The sequence below is a fragment of the Cobetia sp. 3AK genome (assembly GCF_029846335.1).
In the GTDB taxonomy this organism is placed as follows: domain Bacteria; phylum Pseudomonadota; class Gammaproteobacteria; order Pseudomonadales; family Halomonadaceae; genus Cobetia; species Cobetia marina.
Map to the genome: position 1 here is coordinate 26,895 of NZ_JARWKR010000012.1, position 22,560 is coordinate 49,454.

Annotated in this window: 22 protein-coding genes and 1 tRNA gene; 6 read left to right on the forward strand and 17 right to left on the reverse strand. The window is 63.8% G+C overall.

Annotated features, from left to right (window positions below; all coding sequences use genetic code 11):
* Positions 1-10 precede the first annotated feature (10 nt).
* The 16 genes from QD228_RS15065 to rplU form a co-directional block, all read right to left on the reverse strand.
* Positions 11-589 (reverse strand): hypothetical protein, encoded by a 579-nt coding sequence (locus tag QD228_RS15065; RefSeq protein ID WP_136939704.1) that lies wholly within the window; start codon positions 587-589, stop codon positions 11-13.
* The gene (locus QD228_RS15070; protein WP_271303368.1) at positions 589-1,566 is read right to left on the reverse strand and encodes a PilW family protein; all 978 of its coding nucleotides are present in this window, start codon (positions 1,564-1,566) and stop codon (positions 589-591) included. Before QD228_RS15070 ends, QD228_RS15065 begins: the two co-directional genes overlap by 1 nt.
* Positions 1,563-2,063 carry a type IV pilus modification protein PilV gene (gene pilV / locus QD228_RS15075; RefSeq protein ID WP_279875994.1) on the reverse strand — a complete coding sequence of 167 codons (501 nt, stop codon included), beginning with the start codon at positions 2,061-2,063 and terminating at the stop codon, positions 1,563-1,565. Before pilV ends, QD228_RS15070 begins: the two co-directional genes overlap by 4 nt.
* Complete coding sequence (locus QD228_RS15080) at positions 2,060-2,560, reverse strand: GspH/FimT family protein (protein WP_077373519.1); 501 nt, start codon at positions 2,558-2,560, stop codon at positions 2,060-2,062. Before QD228_RS15080 ends, pilV begins: the two co-directional genes overlap by 4 nt.
* 92 nt (positions 2,561-2,652) lie before the next feature.
* On the reverse strand, positions 2,653-3,102 hold the full coding sequence (locus QD228_RS15085) for a type IV pilin protein (RefSeq protein ID WP_255303302.1): 450 nt from the start codon (positions 3,100-3,102) through the stop codon (positions 2,653-2,655).
* A gap of 252 nt (positions 3,103-3,354) precedes the next feature.
* Positions 3,355-4,323, reverse strand: coding sequence for a 4-hydroxy-3-methylbut-2-enyl diphosphate reductase (gene ispH / locus QD228_RS15090; RefSeq protein ID WP_077373435.1), 969 nt, complete (start codon positions 4,321-4,323; stop codon positions 3,355-3,357).
* A 58-nt stretch (positions 4,324-4,381) separates the two neighbouring features.
* On the reverse strand, positions 4,382-4,825 hold the full coding sequence (gene fkpB, locus QD228_RS15095) for an FKBP-type peptidyl-prolyl cis-trans isomerase (RefSeq protein WP_077373432.1): 444 nt from the start codon (positions 4,823-4,825) through the stop codon (positions 4,382-4,384).
* A 20-nt stretch (positions 4,826-4,845) separates the two neighbouring features.
* Positions 4,846-5,373, reverse strand: coding sequence for a signal peptidase II (lspA, locus tag QD228_RS15100; RefSeq protein ID WP_279875995.1), 528 nt, complete (start codon positions 5,371-5,373; stop codon positions 4,846-4,848).
* 141 nt (positions 5,374-5,514) lie between these two features.
* On the reverse strand, positions 5,515-8,346 hold the full coding sequence (gene ileS, locus QD228_RS15105) for an isoleucine--tRNA ligase (protein ID WP_279875996.1): 2,832 nt from the start codon (positions 8,344-8,346) through the stop codon (positions 5,515-5,517).
* A gap of 11 nt (positions 8,347-8,357) precedes the next feature.
* Positions 8,358-9,488 (reverse strand): bifunctional riboflavin kinase/FAD synthetase, encoded by a 1,131-nt coding sequence (ribF, locus tag QD228_RS15110; protein ID WP_077373426.1) that lies wholly within the window; start codon positions 9,486-9,488, stop codon positions 8,358-8,360.
* A gap of 123 nt (positions 9,489-9,611) precedes the next feature.
* Positions 9,612-11,150 (reverse strand): murein biosynthesis integral membrane protein MurJ, encoded by a 1,539-nt coding sequence (gene murJ / locus QD228_RS15115; protein ID WP_255317675.1) that lies wholly within the window; start codon positions 11,148-11,150, stop codon positions 9,612-9,614.
* Between the two features lie 232 nt (positions 11,151-11,382).
* Complete coding sequence (rpsT, locus tag QD228_RS15120) at positions 11,383-11,649, reverse strand: 30S ribosomal protein S20 (protein ID WP_077373420.1); 267 nt, start codon at positions 11,647-11,649, stop codon at positions 11,383-11,385.
* Positions 11,650-11,913: 264 nt separating this feature from the next.
* A complete protein-coding gene (gene proB / locus QD228_RS15125; RefSeq protein ID WP_136939727.1) occupies positions 11,914-13,044 on the reverse strand; it encodes a glutamate 5-kinase in 1,131 nt (376 codons plus the stop codon).
* A 261-nt stretch (positions 13,045-13,305) separates the two neighbouring features.
* The gene (gene cgtA, locus QD228_RS15130; protein ID WP_077373417.1) at positions 13,306-14,502 is read right to left on the reverse strand and encodes an Obg family GTPase CgtA; all 1,197 of its coding nucleotides are present in this window, start codon (positions 14,500-14,502) and stop codon (positions 13,306-13,308) included.
* 125 nt (positions 14,503-14,627) lie between these two features.
* Complete coding sequence (rpmA, locus tag QD228_RS15135; protein ID WP_043335969.1) at positions 14,628-14,885, reverse strand: 50S ribosomal protein L27; 258 nt, start codon at positions 14,883-14,885, stop codon at positions 14,628-14,630.
* Between the two features lie 33 nt (positions 14,886-14,918).
* Positions 14,919-15,230, reverse strand: a complete 312-nt coding sequence (gene rplU / locus QD228_RS15140) for a 50S ribosomal protein L21 (RefSeq protein WP_065392479.1) — start codon at positions 15,228-15,230, stop codon at positions 14,919-14,921.
* A gap of 283 nt (positions 15,231-15,513) precedes the next feature.
* Between rplU and ispB the strand changes: the two genes are divergently transcribed.
* The 3 genes from ispB (at position 15,514) to QD228_RS15155 (ending at position 17,134) form a co-directional block, all read left to right on the forward strand.
* Positions 15,514-16,503 (forward strand): octaprenyl diphosphate synthase, encoded by a 990-nt coding sequence (gene ispB / locus QD228_RS15145; RefSeq protein ID WP_084209569.1) that lies wholly within the window; start codon positions 15,514-15,516, stop codon positions 16,501-16,503.
* Positions 16,504-16,704: 201 nt separating this feature from the next.
* Positions 16,705-16,781 (forward strand) — tRNA-Pro (locus QD228_RS15150).
* Between the two features lie 122 nt (positions 16,782-16,903).
* A complete protein-coding gene (locus QD228_RS15155) occupies positions 16,904-17,134 on the forward strand; it encodes a hypothetical protein (RefSeq protein WP_077373415.1) in 231 nt (76 codons plus the stop codon).
* Positions 17,135-17,148: 14 nt separating this feature from the next.
* On the opposite strand, the gene QD228_RS15160 is transcribed toward QD228_RS15155, so the two are convergent.
* The gene (locus QD228_RS15160) at positions 17,149-17,409 is read right to left on the reverse strand and encodes a hypothetical protein (protein ID WP_077373412.1); all 261 of its coding nucleotides are present in this window, start codon (positions 17,407-17,409) and stop codon (positions 17,149-17,151) included.
* A 178-nt stretch (positions 17,410-17,587) separates the two neighbouring features.
* Between QD228_RS15160 and QD228_RS15165 the strand changes: the two genes are divergently transcribed.
* The 3 genes from QD228_RS15165 to QD228_RS15175 all read left to right on the forward strand — a co-directional run bounded on the left by QD228_RS15165 (position 17,588) and on the right by QD228_RS15175 (position 22,502).
* Positions 17,588-18,445, forward strand: a complete 858-nt coding sequence (locus tag QD228_RS15165) for a TlpA disulfide reductase family protein (RefSeq protein WP_279875997.1) — start codon at positions 17,588-17,590, stop codon at positions 18,443-18,445.
* 183 nt (positions 18,446-18,628) lie between these two features.
* Positions 18,629-21,571 (forward strand): RNA polymerase-associated protein RapA, encoded by a 2,943-nt coding sequence (rapA, locus tag QD228_RS15170; RefSeq protein WP_077373406.1) that lies wholly within the window; start codon positions 18,629-18,631, stop codon positions 21,569-21,571.
* 166 nt (positions 21,572-21,737) lie between these two features.
* The gene (locus QD228_RS15175) at positions 21,738-22,502 is read left to right on the forward strand and encodes an RluA family pseudouridine synthase (protein ID WP_077373403.1); all 765 of its coding nucleotides are present in this window, start codon (positions 21,738-21,740) and stop codon (positions 22,500-22,502) included.
* The last annotated feature ends 58 nt before the right edge of the window (positions 22,503-22,560 follow it).

A 22,560-nucleotide genomic window follows, 5' to 3' on the forward strand; every position in this document is an offset into this window, starting at 1 on the left:
CATGCTCCTCTCAGAAGTAAGGGCCCAGTTCCAACTCGCTTTGCACCACTGTCCAGGAGGCGCCATTGCCGCCTCCCAGGCCCATTGCACTGACGCGGAAGGCATCCAGGCGCGTACCGACCGCATTCAATTCGTTGCTGGTATTCAGTGGGGGCTGCCCGACCTTGCCCAGATACTCGATCACGTACGCCCCGATCACCGCGCCGTCATCATCATCCAGCGTATCGATGCCATTGGCCTGCCAATCCGCTTCAGAGAGCGGGTTGATCGGCGGCGCATCCTCAGGGAGTGCCAGCATCAGCCCAGCCGAGTCATCGAAATCGCCCAGTTCCCAGGCGCCATTCTCCAGACCCTCCTGCAACGCCCGCTCACCGATGCTGAGGCTGGTCTCGGCGTTGTAATAGGACTGCTCGAAGTTACGGCTGTTGACGGCCATCCGGGTCTGCAACTGACTGTCCTCCACGCCGGTGACGGCCAGCAGGCCGATCACCACCAGCATGACCAGCACGATCAGCAGTGCGATGCCTTGCTGATGCGCGGGCCCCCTCGTTGCCGCGCAGGGCCCGGATGTTGACGGCGATGTATGCATCAGCTGCCCCTCAGTTGCAGATTGCGCGGCGTGAACGTGAGATTGAAGGTGCGTGTAAGACGGCCATCGTTATCTCCGCCCGGCACCACGCCCGGCAGGCTCTCGAGCGTCAGGGCGATCTCGATGCGACGCACCTCATCCCAACGGTCTTCGCTGCGAACCGTGGCGGCAGGCACCTTGACCCGATCGACACTGCCGTTGCCGGTGGTGTCCAGACTGAAGCTGACATCGAAGCCCTCGACGCCAGAGGCCAGCTCTTCGCGCGCAAAGGTGGCATCGATGCGATCGAGATACAGCGCACGCACCGAGCTGTCATTGGCCTGATCATCCAGCCGAAGCTCCCAGGCCTGCACCGGATACAGATAGGCGTTCGATGACTGTGAACTGCCATAGGAACGCGACAGGGTATCGTTGGTCTCGATACTGCCCTGGGTCGTCCCCGACACCTTGAAGACATCGGTGCTGTTGCAATCACTGACCAGCGCGAACTCGTCGGTCACGAAGGCCGCTTCACTGCCATTGCGCACGCTCAGCGGTCCGCCCAGTGAGGTCATGCTGCTGATGAGCGTGATCTCATCGCCATCCTTGCTGGCGGCGACGAACGTCAGATTGAAATAGCTGAGGCTACGCTGGGTACGCTGCTGCCCACCGAAGGGCGCCGTGAGATCGTGGGAGTCATCCACTGAACTGGCATTGGTGATATCACGACTGTTGGCACACCCCGCGTAGCCCACATTGCGCATGAGGGGCTGAAGCCGGAACGAGACATAACGCGCCGACTCCTGAAGATAGGACAGGGCTTCCTGGGTACTCACGGTACTGCGTGACGTCGAGAACATCTGCACCGCCATCGCCGTGATGAGAAGCCCCAGCACCAGACTGATCATCAGTTCGACCAGGCCAACCCCCGCCTGATGCGCGCGAGAGGCTGGAGAGCGAGAGAACTTCTTGCCAGCGATAGAGACACGCGGGTTCATGGCTCCACCTCGAAGCGATATGCCTGGATATCCATTCCACCATTGAGCGTATCGCTCCATTGCACCTGGACACTGACGTCATGCACCCCGATACCGGCACCGCCGACCAGGCGCTCGTCTACCGTCACGTTGCCGACACCGCTGGTCAGAGTGGAACCCTGAATGGCCGTTCGCCAGTCGATCACATCCTGATTGGCCAACTGAGCAGGCGTGCAGTCTGACGAGCATCCATTGTCCGGTGGGTCCTGCGTATCGGCACCATCGTATTGCGCAATGGCTTCGAGATTGGCCCGGATGCGCTCGGCCATGTCCAATGACAGCAGCTGTGCCACCGTATTGCTGTAACTGACGCGCTGATGCTGCAACGTCTGCACCTGCAGCAGCCCCAACCCCAGCAAGGAGACACCAAGCAGCAGCACGGCCACCAGCGCCTCGATCAGACCGACGCCACACTGTCGATGCGCCGTCGCGATCTTCGGAGGGTTACGCCTTGTCATGAGCAATCACCTCCCGTCTCGAGTCTCACGCGCCCTGAAGGCGCCACCACCACGGAAGTGGAATCCGATGCTGCGCAGAACACCAGCGTGCTGTTGCCGCTATTGAGTGTGCCGCGATCGTTGAAGGTGATGCGACTGGCACCGCCGGATTGCGCCACCGAGTTGCTGCCCTGATGAACCCACATGCGATCCCCTGCCGTGAAATTGGCCCCACTGCCTTCATACACCACCCAGCCATTCGACCAGTCCGCATCACAGACAGTGGGATTCGGCGTGGCAACGCTCGGAGCATAGGGACAGACGCTGACCATGGTGCCGCGACTGGTCGCGGCACTGCGTGCCATCGCCAGGGCATGCGTCAGGGCGCGCACGTCGGACTCCACCTGAGAGCGCTGTACCATCCCTTGCCAGGCAGGCACCGCCCAGGCAGCGATGATGGCGATGATCGCCACCGTCACCACCAGCTCGATCAGCGTGAAACCGCGTGAATGACGCATGATGTCAGGCTCCCCGGCCTCTCGTGGCCTCTCATGCAACGCGAAAGGCAGTTCTCTCCCGACCCGATGTCGAGAGGATGGTCTCGCAGACTTCACCAACACCGCCCCCCTCCTTCCGCGCCGGTATTCATGACCTCATCCATCCACAGAATGCCGCAGTCATCGTTGAGCTGTGCTCCCTGCGGAGTGGCTTGCAACACGAAGGTGCTCGGCGTGAGGCTGCGATAGGAGATCAGGTAGCGCAGATTGCCGCCGGCATCCTCGATACTGCTGACGCCATCGGCTGGCAACTCACCCTCCAGCACCGGCGCCTCGGAGAAATCGTGGCCATAGAAGCCATGCAACTGCCTGGCCTGCTGGCCCAGCGCCTGCTGAGCATGAGAACGCCAGCTGCGCTCCACGTACCCGAGATAGGATGGCACTGCTACCGCCGCCAGAATCCCGATGATCGCGACCACCATCATGACTTCGATGAGCGTGAAGCCTCGTGCTCCTCTGGGCCCGCACGCTCCCGCTGCCCCGCGTCGTGCACGAGCACCGATGACGCTTTTGGCTAGGGGATGGCATGGCATGCCGATATCTCCAGAGGTGGCTTACCCTCCATTATGTATCATTTTCGTAACTGAGCATTACATTTTTTTTCATATATCCTCAGGCCAGATCAACGCTCACCGGAATGATCAGGGCATTGAGAACATGCGCAATAACTCACAAAGAGCCAGATATTGCGGATCAGACATGAAAAAAGCCGCGACAGAGTCGCGGCTTTCAGATGACCAATGACTTACAGAGCGTTACAGCTCGCGAATCTGATCCGAGGCGATCAAGCGCTCCTTGAGCTCCTTGGGCATGGAGAAGACGATATTCTCCTCCTGACCTTCCAGTTCCTCGGGCGCCGAAGCCCCCAGTGCCATCAGGCGATCGATCACGCCCTGCACCAGCACTTCGGGCGCACTTGCGCCTGCCGTGATCCCGATACTGCCGATACCCTCGAGCCAGGCGGCCTCGATCTGCTCGGCATCATCGATCAACCAGGCCGGGGTCTGCATGCGTTCGGCCAGTTCGCGCAGGCGATTGGAGTTGGAGCTGTTGGGGCTGCCGACCACCAGCACCACATCGCAGGCTTCCGCCAGCATGCGTACGGCGTCCTGACGATTCTGGGTCGCGTAGCAGATATCGTCCTTGCGCGGCCCTTGAATCGCCGGGAAGCGTTCGCGCAGCGCATCGATCACACGCGCCGTGTCATCCATGGACAGTGTGGTCTGGGTGACGAAGGCCAGCTGATCCGGGTCCTTGACCTCCAGGCGCGCCACATCGGACTCGTCCTCCACCAGGTGGATGGTGCCACCCTTGGAGGTGTCATAGCGACCCATGGTGCCCTCGACTTCCGGGTGACCCTCATGGCCGATCAGCACGCAATCCTGGCCCTTGCGCGCATAGCGCAGCACTTCCATGTGCACCTTGGTCACCAGCGGACAGGTGGCATCGAAGACCTTGAGGTTGCGACGCTCGGCCTCTTCCTGCACCGCACGCGAGACACCGTGGGCCGAGAAGATGACGATGACGTCATCCGGCACTTCGTGCAGTTCCTCGACGAAGATGGCGCCGCGCTCCTTGAGGGAGTCGACCACGAAGCGATTGTGCACCACCTCGTGACGCACGTAGATCGGCGGCCCGAACACGTCGAGCGCCCCGTTGACGATATCGATGGCGCGATCCACTCCGGCGCAGAAACCGCGCGGGTTGGCCAGCTTGATCTGCATGACAGGCTCCGCTTGATGGCAAGGGGCACACGTGTGAGGCGCCCCTGGAAAAGAAGACTCAGTGCGTGGTCGCGGGGGAGACGGACAGCACCTCGACCTCGAAGGTCAGGGTACGCCCGGCCAGCGGGTGGTTGAAGTCGACCTTGACGTCACGCTCATCGATCTCGCGAATGATGCCCGGCAGCTCCGAGCCTGACGGCTCGGCGAAGGACATCACCATGCCGACCTCGATCTCGTCATCGAAGCTCTTGCGCGCCACGGTCTGGACATTCTGCGGATTGTGCTGACCGAAGGCATGCTCCGGCGTGACCGTGAAGCTGCCGGTCTCACCTGCCGCCATGCCCATGATCGGCCGCTCGAAGCCCGGCGGCAGATTGCCATCGCCTACCTGGAAGGTGGCCGGCGTCTTGTCGAAGGTGGAATCCACTTCGGTACCGTCTTCCAGACGCAGACGGAAATGGAGGCTGACCTCCATGTTTTCGGCGATACGATATTCGCTCATGCTGACCTCGTTTGCGCCGCTCACTCGGAGCGGCCACGGAAGGATTCGATGATCAGTGCCACGGCTCCCAGGCTGATGGCGACGTCCGCCACATTGAAGGCCGGGAAGAAGGCATTGCCCCAGTGGAAGGACAGGAAGTCCACCACGTAACCATGCACGACACGATCATAAAGATTGCCCAATGCGCCACCCAGTACCAGCGCGATGCCCAGCGCCGTGAAGGTCTCGTGACGCTTGAGGCGCGCAAGCCAGATGCTCAGACCGATGGCCGCCACCACGGCGATGCCGGCGAACAGCCAGCGCTGCCAGCCGTCATGACCGGCCAGGAAACTGAAGGCCGCGCCGGTATTGTGCAGCAGCGTCAGATTGAAGACCGGCAGCACCTCGTTGGCCTGACCGTAGATCAAAGAACTGCTGGCCAACCACTTGGTGGTCAGATCCAGCACCACGATCACCACTGACAGCCACAGCCAGCGCAACGGCGAACGCATCGGCTCACTGGCGACCGAGCCGGCCTCACTGGCAGGCGGTTGTGAAGAAGACGTCATGTTACCTTCCTGTCGGGGATGCCATGGGCATCCCTGCATGAAATGAATCCGTCGGCGGCAAGACACGAACGCCGGGCCAGAGCCCGGCGTTCGATATCAGCGCTCAGCGGAGGCTGAACGATGCCGCGGTCGCGTCAGCGATCACGCGAAGTGACGCGTCTCGCCTTCGCCATCCGGCAGGTTGGTCACGCAGCGGCCACACAGGGTCGGATGTTCCGGCAGGGTGCCGACTTCCGGACGGTGGTGCCAGCAACGCTCGCACTTGGCATTCTCGCTGACCTTGACCGCCACCTTGAGGCCGGACACTTCGGTCTCTTCTGCGTCACCCGCAGCATCGAGAGGCGCCAGGGTCACGCCGCTGGTCAGCATCACGAAGCGCAGCTCGTCGCCGAGACTTGCCAGCAGTGCTTTTAGCTCGTCATTGACGTAAAGGGTGACTTCCGCCGCCAGGCCATTCTTGACCAGACCGGCGTTGCGCGCGCCTTCCAGCGTCTTGTTGACCGCCTGCTTGACGTGCAGCACCTGCTCCCAGAACTCACGCCCCATGGGAGCATCATCCGCCAGCGTGGTCAGGCCGGTGTAGGCCGTCTCCAGGAAGATGGTGTCCTTGCGCGGACCCGGGATGTTGGCGTAGATCTCTTCTCCGGTGAAGGAGAGGATCGGCGCCATCCAGCGTGCCAGCGCCTCGATCACGTGATACAGCGCCGTCTGACAGCTGCGACGCGCACGCGAGTTCGGCTGCGTGGTGTACTGGCGGTCCTTGATGACATCCAGATAGAAGCCGCCCAGCTCACGCGAGCAGAAGGTCAGCACCTGCTGGTAGATGTCGAGGAAGCGGTATTCCTCGTAGGCCAGCTCGACACGTGCCTGCAGCTGGGCGGCACGATCGACCACCCACTGGTCCAGCGCCAGCATGTCGTCGAAGGCCAGCGCATCACGCTCGGGCTCGAAACCGTTCAGGTTGGACAGCAGGAAGCGCGAGGTGTTGCGAATGCGGCGATAGGCATCGGCAGTCCGCTTGAGGATCTCGTCCGAGACGGCCATCTCACCGGAATAGTCATTGGAGGACACCCACAGGCGCAGGATGTCGGCACCCAGCTTGTCCATCACCTGCTGCGGCGCGACCACGTTGCCCACTGACTTGGACATCTTGCGGCCCTGCGCATCGACGGTGAAACCGTGAGTCAGCAGTGCCTTGTAGGGCGCGTGGCCGTCGATGGCACAGCCAGTCAGCAGTGACGAGTGGAACCAGCCACGGTGCTGGTCGGAGCCTTCCAGATACAGGTCGGCACGCGGACCTACCTCGTGACCATGCGGGTGCGACCCACGCAGCACATGCCAGTGGGTCGTTCCGGAATCGAACCACACGTCCAGCGTGTCGGTGACCTTCTCGTAGTTCTCGGCCTCATCGCCCAGCAGCTCCTGGCTGTCGAGTGACCACCAGGCATCGATGCCGTGCTCGGCGACGCGATCCGCGACCGCTTCCATCAGCGCGACGCTGTCAGGGTGCAGTTCGCCAGTGGCGCGATGCAGGAACAGCGGAATCGGCACGCCCCAGTTGCGCTGACGCGAGATGCACCAGTCAGGGCGGTTGGCGATCATGCTCTTCAGGCGCGCCTGGCCCCAGGCCGGGATGAAGGTGGTGTCCTCGATGGCGGACAGCGCCTTGTCACGCAGGGTCACGCCATCGGTGCCGGCGATGTCCATGCCGACGAACCACTGGGCCGTGGCGCGATAGATGACCGGCGTCTTGTGGCGCCAGCAGTGCATGTAGCTGTGGGTGATCTTCTCGTGCGCCATCAGCGCGCCGAGTTCTTCCAGACGCGCGACGATGTTCGGATTGGCCTTCCAGATGAACTGACCACCGAATTCCGGCAGGTCCGGCACGTAGACACCGTTGCCCTGCACCGGGCTCTCGATCTCGTCGAAGCTCATGCCGTAACGACGGCAGGTGTGGAAGTCATCCTCGCCGTAGGCCGGCGCGGAGTGGACGATACCGGTACCGGCACCGGTCTCGACGTAGTCGGCCAGATAGACCGGCGACAGACGATCGTAGATCGGGTGACGGAAGTTGAGATTCTCCAGTGCCGCGCCATTGACGGTCGCCAGTGTCTCGCCACTCAGCCCGAAGCGCGCCAGGCTGTCCTCGACCAGCTCCTCGGCGAGCACCAGCAGGCGCTCGCCGGTATCGACCAGCGAGTAGACGAAGTCCGGGTGAACGTTGAGCGCCTGGTTGGCCGGGATGGTCCACGGGGTGGTGGTCCAGATCACGATCGCCGCCGGCTTGCTCAGTGACTCGAGGCCGAAGGCCTTGGCCAGCGCCGCGCTGTCGTCTGCCGCGAAGGCGACATCGATGGCGTCAGAGGTCTTGTCGGCGTATTCGACTTCCGCTTCCGCAAGCGCAGAGCCACAGTCGAAGCACCAGTTGACCGGCTTCAGGCCCTTGAAGACATAACCGCCCTTGACCATCTCGGCCAGCGCACGGATCTCACCGGCTTCGTTGGCGAAGTCCATGGAGCGATACGGGTTGCCCCAGTCACCGACGATGCCGAGACGGATGAACTCGTGCTTCTGACCTTCCACCTGCACGCCCGCGTATTCCCGGCACAGGTGGCGGGCTTTCTCGGACTCGAGATGCTTGCCGTGGGTGGTCTCGACCTTGTGCTCGATGGGCAGACCATGACAGTCCCAGCCCGGCACGTAAGGCGCATCGAAGCCCGCCATCGTCTTGGACTTGACGATGATGTCCTTGAGAATCTTGTTGACGGCGTGACCGATGTGAATATTGCCGTTGGCATAGGGAGGGCCGTCGTGGAGCACGAAGCTCGGACGGCCCTTGCCTGCTTCACGCAGACGCGCGTAGAGGTCAATCTCGTTCCAGCGGGCCAGTTGGTCCGGCTCACGCTTGGGGAGATTGCCGCGCATCGGGAAGTCGGTATCGGGCAGATTCAAAGTGTGCTTGTAGTCGCTCATAGCCTTTCGGGTCAGCCGTCGTGGGGGCGGGAAGCCTGAGCTTCCCGAGCTGTGGAATCAGACACCTCAGCAGTGCCGTGTAAGGGTGCCGTCGGCGCATTCATCAGTGCGCTCAGCGGACGGCTGGCCAGCGGCAGGTCAGCCATCGAGGTCATGCAATCGAGCAATGCCTGCTCATCACTGGCGGGCGTCTCACCTGCGGCCAGCGCGAAGAAGCGGCGTGCCAATGCGATATCGGCGTAGATGGCGGCCTTGAGAGCTTCCAGGCCATCGAAGCGCTGCTCGCCACGCAGGAAGGCACAGAAGCTGACACGCATCGACTGGCCATAGAGGTCCTCCGCGAAGTCCAGCAGGTGAACCTCAAGGACCGGGCGCGGCGTGCCGACCGTCGGGCGCCAGCCGATATTGGCCACCGCCGGGCAGGCGCGGCCATCGGCCAGATGCGCCATCACCGCGTAGACGCCGGAGACCGCCAGCGGCGCATTCGGCAGCGGCAGATTGGCGGTCGGCACGCCGATGGTACGCCCCAGCTGACGGTCCGCGACCACGCGCCCCTGCCAGTGATGGGCTCGTCCCAGCAATCTGGCGGCCAATGCCATGTCACCCGCGGCCAGTACCTTGCGCACGCGAGTGCTGGACACACGCTCACCGGCGATCTCGAAGGTGCGGGTATGCTCCACCGCGAAGCCCTCGGCGGCGCCGATGCGCTCCAGCAGCGCGAAGTCACCGGCACGATCACAGCCGAAGCGGAAGTCGTCGCCGACCACCAGGTGGCGCACGCCGAGACCATCGATCAGTACCTGCTCGATGAATTCACGGGCCGACAATGAGCGCAGCGCCTCATTGAAGGGCAGGCACAGCACGCGCTCGGCGCCGTGGCTACCCAGCAGGCGGACCTTTTCCGCCAGTCGCGTCAGGCGTGGCGGCGCCTTGTCACCCGCGAAGAACTCGCGCGGCTGCGGCTCGAACACCACCACCGTGGCCGGCAGCCCATAGGCCGCCGCGCGCTCGCGCAGTTGCTCCAGAATCGCCTGGTGGCCGAGGTGCACCCCATCGAAATTGCCGATGGTGGCCACGCAGCCGCGACTGCCATCCTGCTTGCGCAGGCGGGCGAGATTGTGGAGTCCTCTGATCAAGTCCATGCGTGCATCACACAAGCCGCCGAAAGTGGTCGATTATAGCGAAGGGGCACGGCGCTGACAGCCACCGTTGCCCCACCAGAGAGAAAACTGCTGGAACGCGAGATGTGAATCGGGAGTCGGGGCTCAGCCCTGCATGCGGAAGTGGCGCGGACGTATGCCGCAAAGCCCCAACCACAGCGCATAGACCAGCACACCGCCGACGACCAGCGCCCCCATCATCGCACAGCGCTCCCACAGGCCCCAACCGAGCCAGGTGGTCCAGTCCGGTGACAGCCACAGCAGGCCGCCGCCCATCAGGGCGCAACCGCCAATCAGCGTCAGCGAATAGCGCCCCCAGCCCGGCTGGAAGCGCAGCACACCCTCGCGATACAGGCCACGCGCCAACAGCCCGGCATTCAGGAAGGCCGACAGCGCCGTGGCCAATGCCAGGCCCGCATGGGCCAACGGCACGATCAGCGCGAGGTTGAAGGCCATGTTGGCGACCATCGCGATGATGCCGATCTTGACCGGCGTCTTCGTGTCCTGACGCGCATAGAAGCCCGGTGCCAGCACCTTGATCAGCATGAAGGCCAGCAGCCCGAAGCTGTAGGCCCGCAGGCTCTGGGCCGACATCACCACATCATTGTCCGTCATCGCCCCATAGTGGAACAACGTGATCAGCAGCGGCTCCGCGAGCACGCCCAGCGCCAGCGCCGCCGGCACGCCGATCAACAATACCGAACGCAGCGCCCAGTCGAGCATCTTCTGGAAGTGCTCCAGCGACTGCTCCGCGTGACGCTTGGAGAGCGCCGGCAGAATCACGGTGCCGATGGCGATGCCGATGATGCCCAGCGGCAGTTCGACCAGCCGGTCGGAGTAATAGAGCCACGACACGCTGCCGGTGACCAGAAACGAGGCCAGCACGGTATCCAGCAGCAGGTTGATCTGCGAGACCGAGACCCCGAACAGCGCCGGTGTCATCAACTTGAGGATGCGCCGCACGCCTTCGTGGGCGAAGTTCGGCCATGGCTTGGGCATCAGGCCAAGACGCAGCAGGAACGGCACCTGGAACAGCAGCTGCACGCCACCGGCGATCAACACGCCCCAGGCCAGCGCCATGGCGGGTGTCTCGAAACGCGGTGCCAGCAACAGCGCCGCACCGATCAGGCTCAGGTTGAGCAGCACCGGGGTGATGGCCGGCACCGCGAAGCGATTCCAGGTATTGAGCACGCTGCCGGCGAAGGCGGTCAGCGAGATCAGCAACAGATAGGGGAAGGTCAGGCGCAGCATGTCACCGGTCAGCGCCAGCTTGCCGGCATCGTCACCGAACCCGGGCGCGAAGACCCACACCAGCCAGGGCGCGCACAGCATCGCCAGCGCCGTGATCAGCGCCAGAATGACGCCGAGACTGCCACTGACGGCATCCAGCAACTCGCGGACCTCTTCCCGCGTGCGCCGGGTCGCATACTCGGACAGCACCGGAATGAAGGCCTGATTGAAGGCCCCCTCGGCGAACAGACGACGCATGAAGTTGGGGATCTTGAAGGCCACGAAGAAGGCATCCGCCCCGCTGCCTGCCCCCAGCAGACTGGCGATGATCACGTCTCGCGCCAGCCCCAGCACCCGCGACAGCATCGTCATCACGCTGACGATCAGTCCGGAGCGCAGCAGTCCCGCGCGCACCGGCAGGCTGTCTCCACTGCTGGTCTCTGCCTGAGCCGTCGCCTGAGAGCCAGTCTGCACGGCCTGGCGACCCGACTCTTTCCCGACATCCTGATCGCCTCTGGGCGACTCATCCTGCGGCTTGCTCACCCTGACACCCCTTTCACTTCCCTGATCCGATACCGATGCCATCCAACACGATAGACAGACACAAAAAAACCGGCCGAAGCCGGTTTTTTCACGCGAACACGTCTTAGACAGCCAGTGCCTTGACGCGTGCGTTCAGACGGCTCTTGACGCGAGCGGCCTTCTTCTTGGACAGGATGTCCTTGTCGGCGTAACGGTCGAGGACCTTCTGCGCGACATTGAAAGCGGCCATGGAAGCAGCGTGGTCACCAGTCTTGACGGCCTTCAGCACGTTCTTGACGCTGGTACGCACGGCGGAACGCTGTGCGGAGTTGTGCTGACGACGGACTTCAGCCTGACGAGCGCGCTTGCGAGCTTGCTTGGAGTTTGCCACTTTGATGCTCCTTATGAGTCCACCCGTAGGCGCGTACTCATGAACTTGAATTTGGAAGACGTTGTCGCGGGGCGACAGCGGGTCCGGTCATCTCTCGCTTTCGACACTTGACGTGAAGACCATAGAGAAATCAGCGACTTGACGTGGAAGCCCCGCCAAGCCTTCGCCATCGGAGCGGACCAGCTCCCGACAGGACGGCAGAGTCTAGCATGGCCGGACGGATGACTGCCAGCATGAGGCCCGCATCGGCAGGCCTCATGCGCCCTACAGCACGATGAGGTTGTCGCGATGGATCAGCTCCGGCGCCTCGATATAGCCCAGCGCAGCCTCGATCTGATGACTCGGCAGCCCCAGGATGCGCTCGGCATCGACCGCGGAATAGTTGACCAGCCCCTTGGCGATCCGCGCGCCGGATTCATCGACACACTGCACCAGGTCACCGCGCTTGAAGGTGCCGTCTATCTTCTTCACGCCCACCGGCAGCAGGCTGGAACCACGCGTGGTCAGCACGCTGACGGCTCCGGCATCCAGCGTCAGGGTGCCCCGCACCTGCAGTTGCCCGGCGATCCAGCGCTTGCGCGCCGCGATCGGCGCATGCTCGGGCAGCAGCAGGGTACCGAAGCGCTCGCCAGCGGCCAGGCGCGTGATCACGTCAGGCTGGCGGCCGGAGGCAATCACCGTCAGCGCGCCGCTGCGGGCTGCCAGGCGCGCCGCCCGCACCTTGGTGGCCATGCCGCCACGCCCCAGCACCCCGCCGCCACCGGCGACCTTGACCAGCATCGGGTCATCGGCCTGCGCTTCCTCGATCAGCCTGGCCGCCGGATCATGGCGCGGGTCGGCGTCGTACAGCCCTTCCTGATCGGTGAGCAGCAACAGGGCATCGGCTTCCAGCAGATTGGCGACCAGCGCGCCGAGCGTATCGTTGTCACCGAAGCGAATCTCGTCGGTGACGACAGTGTCATTCTCGTTGATCACCGGCACCACGCGCAGCTCCACCAGGGTACGCAGCGCCGAGCGTGCATTCAGGTAACGCTTGCGATTGGAGAGATCGTCGTGGGTCAGCAGAATCTGGGCGGTGGTCAGGCCGTGACGATGGAAATGCTCTTCATAGCACTGGGTCAGGCCATTCTGGCCGACCGCCGCCGCGGCCTGCAGCTCATGCACGCCACTGGGTCGCGCCGTCCAGCCAAGCCGGGACATGCCGACGGCGATCGCGCCGGAAGACACCACGATCACCTCGATGCCACGCGCATGCAGTGCCGCGATCTGGTCGACCCAACGCCCGATGCCGGCATCGTCCAGCCCGCGGCCGTCGTCGGTCAGCAGCGCACTGCCGATCTTGACCACCACGCGCCGCGCCCTGGCCAATGCCTCACGTCCGACCCGACTGCCCATCTCCGCCACTTCCGCCACCTTCTGCTCCGCCACCGCACTATCTCCTGTCATGTGGTCTCCCGCCCCGCTCGGCAGGCTGTGACTGCCCCGTCGCGTCATTGTCCGCTCCCGCCCCGCTGCTGTCATCACCCTCGAGCGGCACCTGCAACGAAAACGCCCCGCCGCGAGACCAGAAGGCTCGGGGCGGGGCGTGAATCGCGAAGCGGGTCGCTCGTCACTCAGTGACTGCCTCGCAGGGCAGCCACCGGACGAACCTCGACCTCAGGGCGCGTATTCGACCTCGACGTCGTAATCGTCGTCATTGAAGTCGTCATCGTCCTCTTCTTCGTCATCCTTCTTGCGCTTGCGACGTGTCAGGCGCTCTTCAGCGCGCTCCAGCGACTCGTTCTCCATCCGCGCCAGCAGGGCGGCATGCGCCTCGGCAGCTTCCGGATCTTCCGCCAGCTGCAGGCGTTGCTCGCCCAGCCAGCGGTGTGCGGCCTGCACCAGCTCCTGAGTGCCGATACCACTGGCCGCGGAGACGACGAACAGCTCACCTTCCCAGCCCAGACGCTCGACGAGGTCCTTGACCATCGCCTCGCGATCCTCTTCCGCCAGCAGATCGATCTTGTTGATCACCAGCCAGCGCGGCAGCTCCGTGAGTGCCGAGGAGAAGTTCTTGAGCTCATTGAGAATCGCCTCGACCGCATGGACCGGGTCGCTCTCGTCGAAGGGCGCGATATCCACCACATGCAGCAACAGGCGCGTGCGCGTCAGGTGCTTGAGGAAGCGCAGCCCCAGGCCGGCGCCATCCGCCGCCCCTTCGATCAGGCCGGGAATGTCGGCCATCACGAAGTGCTGGTGGCTACCGATCTTCACGACGCCAAGGTTCGGCACCAGCGTGGTGAAGGGGTAGTTGGCGACCTTGGGCTTGGCCGCGGAGACGGCCCGAATCAGCGTCGACTTGCCGGCATTCGGCATGCCCAGCAGGCCGACATCCGCCATCACCTTCATCTCGAGACGCAGGTTGCGACGCTCACCCCAGGTGCCCTTGGAGGTCTGGCGCGGCGCGCGATTGGTGGAGGACTTGAAGTGGATGTTGCCCAGACCACGACGCCCACCCTGCGCAACCAGCACCAGCTGGCCGATTTCCGTCACGTCACCGATGATCTCGAGGGTTTCCTCGTCGATCACGGTAGTGCCGACCGGCACCTTGACGATCAGGTCCTCACCCGCCTTGCCCGCCATCTGACGGCCCTGGCCGGCATCACCGCTCTCGGCCTGGTAATAGCGCTGGAACTTGAAGTCGATCAGGGTATTGAGGGAATCATCCCCGATCAGGTACACACTGCCGCCGTGCCCGCCGTCACCCCCATCGGGGCCACCACGCGGCACGTATTTCTCACGGCGAAAACTCAGGCAACCATTGCCGCCACGTCCGGCCTCGACAATGATCGACGCTTCATCAAGGAACTGCATGCTGCTCTCTCCTGACGACGACCCGGGCCGTCATGCGACAAAAAAGCCCCGCCTGAGCGGGGCTTCCTTGCAGACCGTCATACGATACCGGGGCATCGTCCAGTCTGCGTAAGCTGTCAGACGTTTCAGGCAGAAACGATGCTGACGAACTTGCGGTTCTTCGGACCCTTGGTCTCGAACTTCACGTGGCCGTCGGCCAGAGCGAAGAGAGTGTGGTCCTTGCCGATGCCAACGCCAGTACCGGCGTGGAAACGGGTGCCGCGCTGACGCACGATGATGTTGCCGGCGATAGCCGCTTGGCCACCGAACAGCTTCACACCAAGGCGCTTGGATTCAGAATCGCGACCGTTGCGGGTAGAGCCCGCCGCCTTCTTATGTGCCATTGGATAATTCTCCTATGGTGGGTAGCGCTGCAATTACGCAGAGATACCAGTGATCTTGACTTCGGTGAACCACTGACGGTGGCCCGCACGACGCATGGAGTGCTTCCGGCGACGGAACTTGATGATGGTGACCTTGTCGCCACGGCCGTGAGACACGACCTCGGCAGCAACCTTGGCACCTTCAACCAGCGGAGCGCCGACCTTGATGTCGTCGCCTTCAGCGACCATCAGGACTTCGTCGAACTGGATAGTTTCGCCAGTGGCGACTTCAAGCTTCTCGAGCTTCAGGGTCTGGCCTTCCTGAACGCGGTACTGCTTGCCACCGCTCTTGATAACTGCGTACATGATTCTCTCCATCGAACTCATCAAGGGTGTGCTCTTGGGTGGCCTGCTGCGAGTGGCGCCCCTTCTGGAGCCATCTGACAGGGAGCGGGATGAGTCACGGCCGCGTATTATAGCGCCGCGTGCCGCGATCGACAAGCAATGTCAAGATGCACACGTCCGACCCGCCGCCAGCCTGCATCCCTGCGCGGGTGCACGCCTTGACGGCCATAGGGGTGCCCCATAGCATAACCGGCAAATGGCACGCCACGGCGGCCTCACCTCTCGCTACGGGCACGACGACCTCATGCAAGCCGACGCATCGACCCTTCACGCGGCAGTGGCAGATGACTTCGCCGCCGTAGACCGCACCATTCTCGCGCAGCTCGAGTCGCGCGTGCCGCTGGTCCAGACCATCGGTCAGTACATCATCCAGAGTGGTGGCAAGCGCCTGCGCCCGGTCCTGGTGCTGCTGGCAGCCCGCGCACTCGGCTATCAGGGTGATCGCCACATCAACCTGGCCGCACTGATCGAGTTCATGCACACCTCGACACTGCTGCACGATGATGTCGTCGACGAGTCCAGTCTGCGTCGCGGTCGCTCCACCGCCAATGACACCTGGGGCAACGCGCCCTCCGTGCTGGTCGGTGACTTCCTCTATTCCCGCTCTTTCCAGATGATGGTGGAAGTCGGCTCGATGGACGTGATGGCGATTCTCTCCGCCGCCACCTGCACCATCGCCGAAGGCGAGGTCCTGCAGCTGACCAACATCGGCAATGCCGACATCGATGAAGCCGCCTACTTCGAGACCATCCACGGCAAGACCGCCATGCTGTTCGAGGCGGCCGCGCATGCCGGGGCGATACTCGCCCAGGAAGCGGATGGCACCGTCACGGCGGCACAGGTCAGCGCGCTGCAGAACTATGGCCGCTACCTGGGCCTCGCCTTCCAGCTCATCGATGACCTGCTCGACTATCAGGGCGACGCCGAGACCATGGGCAAGAATGTCGGTGATGACCTGGCCGAGGGCAAGCCGACCCTGCCGTTGATTCGCGCCATGCAGGTCGGAAGCCCGGCGCAGGCCAGCCTGGTACGTGGCGCCATCGAGAAGGGCGGACTGGAGCAACTCGACGAGGTACTGGAAGTCGTGCGCCTCACCGGCGGCCTCGACTATACCCGCAGTCGCGCGCAGGAAATGGCCGACAACGCCCTGGCGGAACTCGAGGCGCTGCCGGAGAGTGACTTCCGCGACAGTCTCGAACGCATCGCGCTGTTGAGCGTCGGCCGTCAGGCCTGATCCCCCTTTCAGCCACGGGGAGACAGACCACCAGCAGGAAAACGTGACGAGAAGTACCGGCAGGATGAGGTGAAGAAAAGCGCGCTTCTCGACAGCCGAATTGCCCCTTGAGACATCGATAAAACTTTTTGACCTCAAGGGCTTGCAAAGCAAAGCTGTCTGCGTATAATTCACCTCCGTCGAGACAAGCTCACGACGCATCGGAGTATAGCTCAGCTTGGTAGAGCGCTGCCTTCGGGAGGCAGAGGTCGTAGGTTCGAATCCTGCTACTCCGACCAGATATCTGAAAAAGCCGCTGATCACTGATCAGCGGCTTTTTTGATGCTGGAAGGTTTTCCTGCGGCTGATGTTGCCCAGTGACGAACTCCCCTCCAATGCCTTACATCCCTCAGGATGCCACATGCACACACTGCGCCTTGCCATGCTGTCCCTGCTGCTCACCTCCCTGCTCTCCGCCTGCGCCTCCACCCGTACCCAATGGGAGAAGCCCGGTGCCAACAGCACGGAGGCTCACAACACCTGGGCCGGCTGCCAGTACGAACTTGGCCTGACGGACAAGTCAGACAACGAGAAACAGACGCTGCTGAAGTACTGCATGGAGCGTGAAGGCTACCGACTGCAGAGCTACTGAGTCGCTCACCTGCGTCAATCGGACATCCAGGTGTCACTCGCCTTGCGGGCCCGCTCGCGACCAGCACGTTCTCGGTCGCGGCGGGCCTTTTGCTTGAGGTAGTAACTGCGCAGCGCCAGCCCCAGTCCACAGGCAAGCATCAGGGCGAACACCAGCCCCTGCCACGGGCGGGCGGCATCCCCCAGCCAGGTTTCCAGCGCGACGATGGCGATAAGGCCGGCGGCCTGACTGGCAACGGCGATCGCACGGCTACGGTCATAATGATGTGAAAGCATGGGGATATCCCTGGAGCGTCCTCGGCGCCAGAGCAATGCTCAGCGCGCGAGGCGTGGATGTCGAAGTCCGTCGATTATCGCATACTCGAGCCTCGCGACTGCAGCGCCGGCCAAGCGCCGCTCGACAGGTAGTGCTGACCCGAATGCCCCTTCCCGGACACCGCCAAAGGATAACCGCATGGATGCCATCGCTCTGGGCCCTGCCCTGATTTCCGTCGAACGCCTCTATGCCTTCGTGGCAGCCCTGGTGATGCTGATCGAGTTCTCGCTGCTGATTCGTCTACTGGCGCGCATGCACGCCAGGGGCACGACCGCGCCCGCTCACGACTCTTCACCGCTGAGCCCCTCGCGCTGGTTCAATCGCATGCTGGTCAGCTGGGTGATCGGTGCGCGCCTCACTTACGTCGCCCTGCACTGGGCAAGTTATCAGCAGACACCGCTGGATATTCTCAAGCTGTGGCAACCGGGCTACCACCTGCTCGGCGGCATGCTGGCCGCGACCCTGGCCAGCCTGTGGCTGTTGCGCCGGCATGGCGTGATTCGCCAGGTCATCGCGCTGGGCAGTCTGACTCTGGGCCTGACCGCTTTCCTCGGCCTCAAGCAGCTCGACCCGCTGGGCAGCACGCATTCCATCGAGCGCATGCCGTCGATCACCCTGCATCATCTGGATCGTCGCCCGGTATCGCTGGATGAGGTCCGCAATCAGCGCGTGATCGTCAATCTGTGGGCTACCTGGTGCCCGCCCTGCCGCCGGGAGATGCCGCTGCTGGCCGAGGTGGACGCCCGGCCGGATGTCACCGTGGTGCTGGCCAATCAGGGCGAACAGGCGCTCGCGGTCACTCGTTTCCTCAAGAGTGAGCGACTCACGCTGGAATACGCCCTGCTGGACCCCGCCATGCAGCTGATGGGGCTCGCCGACGCACAGGGCCTGCCTGCCACCCTGATATTCGATGGCGAAGGCCGCCTGATCGAACGCCACATCGGCGAGCTGAGCCGCGCCCAGCTGCAGGCGCTGATGCCCCCGTCTGGATCGTGACGGACACCCTCCCCCAAATCATGAGAGAAGGCCTCATGCCATGGGTGCACCACGCCCAGTGACGACACGAGAGGACAAAGACGCCTCACAAGGACAAAAGGCGCTTAAGCCACGGCGCGTGATCCGGTAAGATACCGCGCCCCTGTATTCCCGATTCCCGTCTTTGTCCTACCCCGAGGCATCATGAGCGACTTCATTCCCGGTCAGCGCTGGATCAGTGATGGTGAGGCCGATCTCGGCCTTGGCACGATCCTCAATGTCGATTTCCGCACGGTTACCGTCCTCTTTGCCGCCAGCGAAGAAACCCGCACCTACAGCCTCCGCGAGGCGCCCCTGACCCGAGTCGCCTTCGGCAATGGCGACCGCATCCAGTCCGACGATGGCGAATGGCTGATCGTCGATGATTCCAAGGAAGTGCGCGGCCAGATCCTCTACATCTGTGAACGTGAAGGCGAAAGCGCCGGCGAGCTGCTCGAGCTTCCCGAGGCACGCCTCAACGACAAGATGCAGTTCAACCAGGCCCGTGACCGCCTGCTGACCGGCCAGGTCGACCGCAATGACTGGTTCGACCTGCGTTACCGCACCCTGCGCCACTTCCATCGTGTCGAGCAGAGCCCCGCGCTGGGCCTCTCCGGCCCCAAGGTCGACCTGGTACCGCACCAGCTGTACATCGCCGATGAGGTCTCGCGCCGTCACGCACCGCGCGTGCTGCTGGCCGATGAAGTCGGCCTGGGCAAGACCATCGAAGCCGGCCTGATCCTGCATCGCCTGCTGCTCAGCGGTCGTGCCCGTCGCGCCCTGATCCTGGTACCGGCGAGCCTGACCCACCAGTGGCTGGTCGAGATGCTGCGCCGCTTCGCGCTGGATGTCTCGCTGCTCGATGAAGAGCAATGCAAGGCCCACGGCACGCGCAACCCCTTCGAAGGCAACCAGATCATTCTGGCCAGCCAGGACTGGCTGTTCGCCAACCCGTCGCGTCAGGTCCAGGCTGCCGCCTGCGACTGGGACATGCTGATCGTCGATGAAGCCCACCACCTCGACTGGAGCGAAGACAAGGTCGGCCCGGGCTATGCCTGCGTCGAATCACTCGCCCGCCAGACCGCCGGTGTGCTGCTGCTGACCGCCACACCGGAGCAGATGGGGCTGGAGAGCCACTTCGCGCGCCTGCGCCTGCTCGACCCGGAGCGCTACCACGACCTGGAGCGCTTCAAGGCCGAGGAAGAGGGTTACGTCGCCGTGGCCTCGGCCATCGACAGCCTGGACGCCCTGCCGACTGACACCAGCGGCCTGGACAGCCTGACCGCCGTGCTGGATGACGGCGACAGCCGCGCCCTGCTCGAGACCCTGATGGACAGCGACAGCGATGACGCCCAGCGGGACAGCGCCCGTCGTCAGCTGCGTGACCAGCTGCTCGACCGCCACGGCACCGGCCGCGTGATGTTCCGCAACTCGCGCACCCACGTCGAAGGCTTCCCCGAGCGTCGTCTGCACGTCCACGAGCTGGAGTTGCCCTCCTCCTACCGGCGTGTGGTGCGCAAGCTGGAGCGTGACGAGGACTACCTCGATGACCTGCTGATCGAGACCGGCATGAACCACCCCGAGGTGGTGCTGTTCCTCGACGAGATGTACCGCGCCCTGCCTGATGACCGCATGAACGCCGAGCCCTGGTGGCAGATCGACCCGCGCGTCATGTGGCTGCTGGAAACCCTGACCGACCTCGGCAACGAGAAGGCGCTGGTGATCTGTCACACCGCCGATACCGCGCGTGAGCTGTCCGAAGGTCTGCGCGTGCTGGGCGGCGTGCATGCACCGGTCTTCCATGAGGGCATGAGCTTGGTCGAGCGTGATCGCGCCGCCGCCGCCTTTGCCTCCGAGGAAGAAGGCGTGCAGCTGCTGGTGTGCTCGGAAATCGGCTCGGAAGGCCGTAATTTCCAGTTCTGCCACCACCTGGTGATGTTCGACCTGCCGGTGCATCCGGATCAGCTCGAGCAGCGCATCGGGCGTCTGGACCGCATCGGCCAGCAATTCCCGATCGAGATCCACGTACCGGTCTTCGAAGGCTCACCGGGCGCCCAGCTGCTGCGCTGGTACCGCGATGGCATGGACGCCTTCAGTGCGCCCCACGGCATCGGCAGCGAGCTGTATTCCCAATTCGGTGACGAGCTGGAAGAAGCCCTGCTCGACAGCGAAGAGATCGACAGCATCATCGAGCAGACCCGCGAACGCTTCGACGCCCTGCAGGCCGAGCGCCAGTCCGGTCGCAACCGTCTGCTGGAACTCAATGCCTGTCGTCACGAGCGCGCCGCGGAAGTCATCGCCGCCATCGAGACACTGGACAACGACAAGGCGCTGCCGGGCTACCTGGAGCGCGCCTTCGACATCTTCGGTATCGAGAGCCGTGACCTCGGCGACGGCATCACCTACTTGGCGCCAGGCCCGCACATGCTTGACGGCCTGCCGGGGCTGGTGAAGGGCGAGGAAGGCTTCAGCGTCACCAGCGACCGCGCCACGGCGCTGTCACGCGAAGATGTCCAGCATCTGTCGTGGGAGCACCCGCTGGTCCGCGAGATGTTGGTGCGCATCATCGATGGCTCCATGGGCAACACGGCGCTGGCACTGCTCAAGCACCCGGCGATCCCGGGCGGTCGCCTGATGACGGAAGTGGTGTTCCGCACCCAGTCCACCGCACCGCGCGGCTTGCGCCTGGGTCGCTTCCTGCCACCGACCGCCATCCGGGTACTGCTGGATGAAAACGGCAGCAACCTGTCCGACAAGGTCTCCTTCGGCGGGCTGGCCAAGAACCTCAAGCCGGTCAAGAAGGCGGTCGCGCGTGATCTGATCAAGCAGAGCCACGCGACACTGCGCAAGCTGATGAGCGACGCCGAGCAGGAAGCCGAGCGCGAACTGCCGAGCATCGTCGAGCAGGCCCAGCAGCAGATGCGTGAGCAGCTCAGCGCGGAGCTCGCCCGCCTCGAAGCATTGGCCAGCCACAACCCGTCGGTGCGCGAGGAAGAGCTGGAAGCGCTGCGCCAGGAGCGTGCCGCTCTCGATGGCGCCATCGAGACCACGCGTCTGCGTCTGGACAGCGTGCGCGTCATCGTCACCGTGGATGCTCACGAACGTTGATCTGCCCGCGCCGTGATGTCAGGTAGCCCCTGACGTCACGGCTTGCCAATGACGCAAGAAAAGCGCCCCACCTGCCATCGGCAAGTGGGGCGCTTTTCATTGTGAGTCGCCGAAAGCGTTATTCTTGGGCCTGACCGTCCAACCCCTACCACCCTAGAGCACCGTCATGGCGACATCACATCCAGAAAGCCGACCCGACACCACGACCGAGCATGGCTGGCAGGGACAACGCCTTGCCGAGGAGGTCGCGCGTGTCGAGGGAGTGGGGCTGACGCTGCTGGCGGCAGGCGATGACTGGTGGGCGATCGACAAGCCGGCCGAGCTGCCCTCGGTACCGGGCCGCGACCCTTCACGCTTCGACAGCGTCCATTCGCGCCTGTGCCGGTTGAGCGAGGACACCCGTGCCGTGCATCGGCTGGATGTGGCAACTTCCGGGGTGCTGCTGGTGGCGCGCAATGTCGAGGGACAGCGGCGGCTGTCGCGCCTCTTCCAGTCGCGCACCCTCGAGAAACGCTACGTGGCCGTGGTGGCAGGGCATCTCACGCCCGACGAGGGCAGCATCGCCCTGCCGCTGCGCTGTGACTGGCCGCGCAGACCGCGGCAGATCGTCGACTTCCTCCATGGCAAACCGGCACTGACGCACTATCAAGTCGAGCGTCACCTGATGCTCGATGGCCAGCGCCCGGATGGCTCGCCTCAGACCCTCGCCGCCAGCCGTGTCCTGCTGACACCTCATACCGGGCGCTCGCATCAGCTGCGCCTGCATATGCTGGCGCTCGGCCATCCCATCATCGGTGATGGCTTCTATGCACGCGGGGCGGCACTGAATGCCAGCCCTCGCCTGCTGCTGCATGCCGCACAGCTGGTGATTCCGTCAGCGACAGGCAGCGACGCACCATCGCTGGTGCTGAACGCTCCGCTGCCGTTCTAGCCGCCAGGTTCTGGCCAAGAGGCCCTAGCCACCAGGCTCAAGTCCTGCAGCATCAGGC

Coding starts and splice junctions, on each gene's coding strand:
- QD228_RS15065 (WP_136939704.1), bottom strand. CDS start 589: ATGCATACATCGCCGTCAACATCCGGGCCCTGCGCGGCAACGAGGGGG.
- QD228_RS15070 (WP_271303368.1), bottom strand. CDS start 1,566: ATGAACCCGCGTGTCTCTATCGCTGGCAAGAAGTTCTCTCGCTCTCCA.
- pilV (WP_279875994.1), bottom strand. CDS start 2,063: ATGACAAGGCGTAACCCTCCGAAGATCGCGACGGCGCATCGACAGTGT.
- QD228_RS15080 (WP_077373519.1), bottom strand. CDS start 2,560: ATGCGTCATTCACGCGGTTTCACGCTGATCGAGCTGGTGGTGACGGTG.
- ispH (WP_077373435.1), bottom strand. CDS start 4,323: ATGCAGATCAAGCTGGCCAACCCGCGCGGTTTCTGCGCCGGAGTGGAT.
- fkpB (WP_077373432.1), bottom strand. CDS start 4,825: ATGAGCGAATATCGTATCGCCGAAAACATGGAGGTCAGCCTCCATTTC.
- lspA (WP_279875995.1), bottom strand. CDS start 5,373: ATGACGTCTTCTTCACAACCGCCTGCCAGTGAGGCCGGCTCGGTCGCC.
- ileS (WP_279875996.1), bottom strand. CDS start 8,346: ATGAGCGACTACAAGCACACTTTGAATCTGCCCGATACCGACTTCCCG.
- ribF (WP_077373426.1), bottom strand. CDS start 9,488: ATGGACTTGATCAGAGGACTCCACAATCTCGCCCGCCTGCGCAAGCAG.
- proB (WP_136939727.1), bottom strand. CDS start 13,044: ATGGGCAGTCGGGTCGGACGTGAGGCATTGGCCAGGGCGCGGCGCGTG.
- cgtA (WP_077373417.1), bottom strand. CDS start 14,502: ATGCAGTTCCTTGATGAAGCGTCGATCATTGTCGAGGCCGGACGTGGC.
- rpmA (WP_043335969.1), bottom strand. CDS start 14,885: ATGGCACATAAGAAGGCGGCGGGCTCTACCCGCAACGGTCGCGATTCT.
- rplU (WP_065392479.1), bottom strand. CDS start 15,230: ATGTACGCAGTTATCAAGAGCGGTGGCAAGCAGTACCGCGTTCAGGAA.
- ispB (WP_084209569.1), top strand. CDS start 15,514: ATGCAAGCCGACGCATCGACCCTTCACGCGGCAGTGGCAGATGACTTC.
- QD228_RS15155 (WP_077373415.1), top strand. CDS start 16,904: ATGCACACACTGCGCCTTGCCATGCTGTCCCTGCTGCTCACCTCCCTG.
- QD228_RS15160 (WP_077373412.1), bottom strand. CDS start 17,409: ATGCTTTCACATCATTATGACCGTAGCCGTGCGATCGCCGTTGCCAGT.
- QD228_RS15165 (WP_279875997.1), top strand. CDS start 17,588: ATGGATGCCATCGCTCTGGGCCCTGCCCTGATTTCCGTCGAACGCCTC.
- rapA (WP_077373406.1), top strand. CDS start 18,629: ATGAGCGACTTCATTCCCGGTCAGCGCTGGATCAGTGATGGTGAGGCC.
- QD228_RS15175 (WP_077373403.1), top strand. CDS start 21,738: ATGGCGACATCACATCCAGAAAGCCGACCCGACACCACGACCGAGCAT.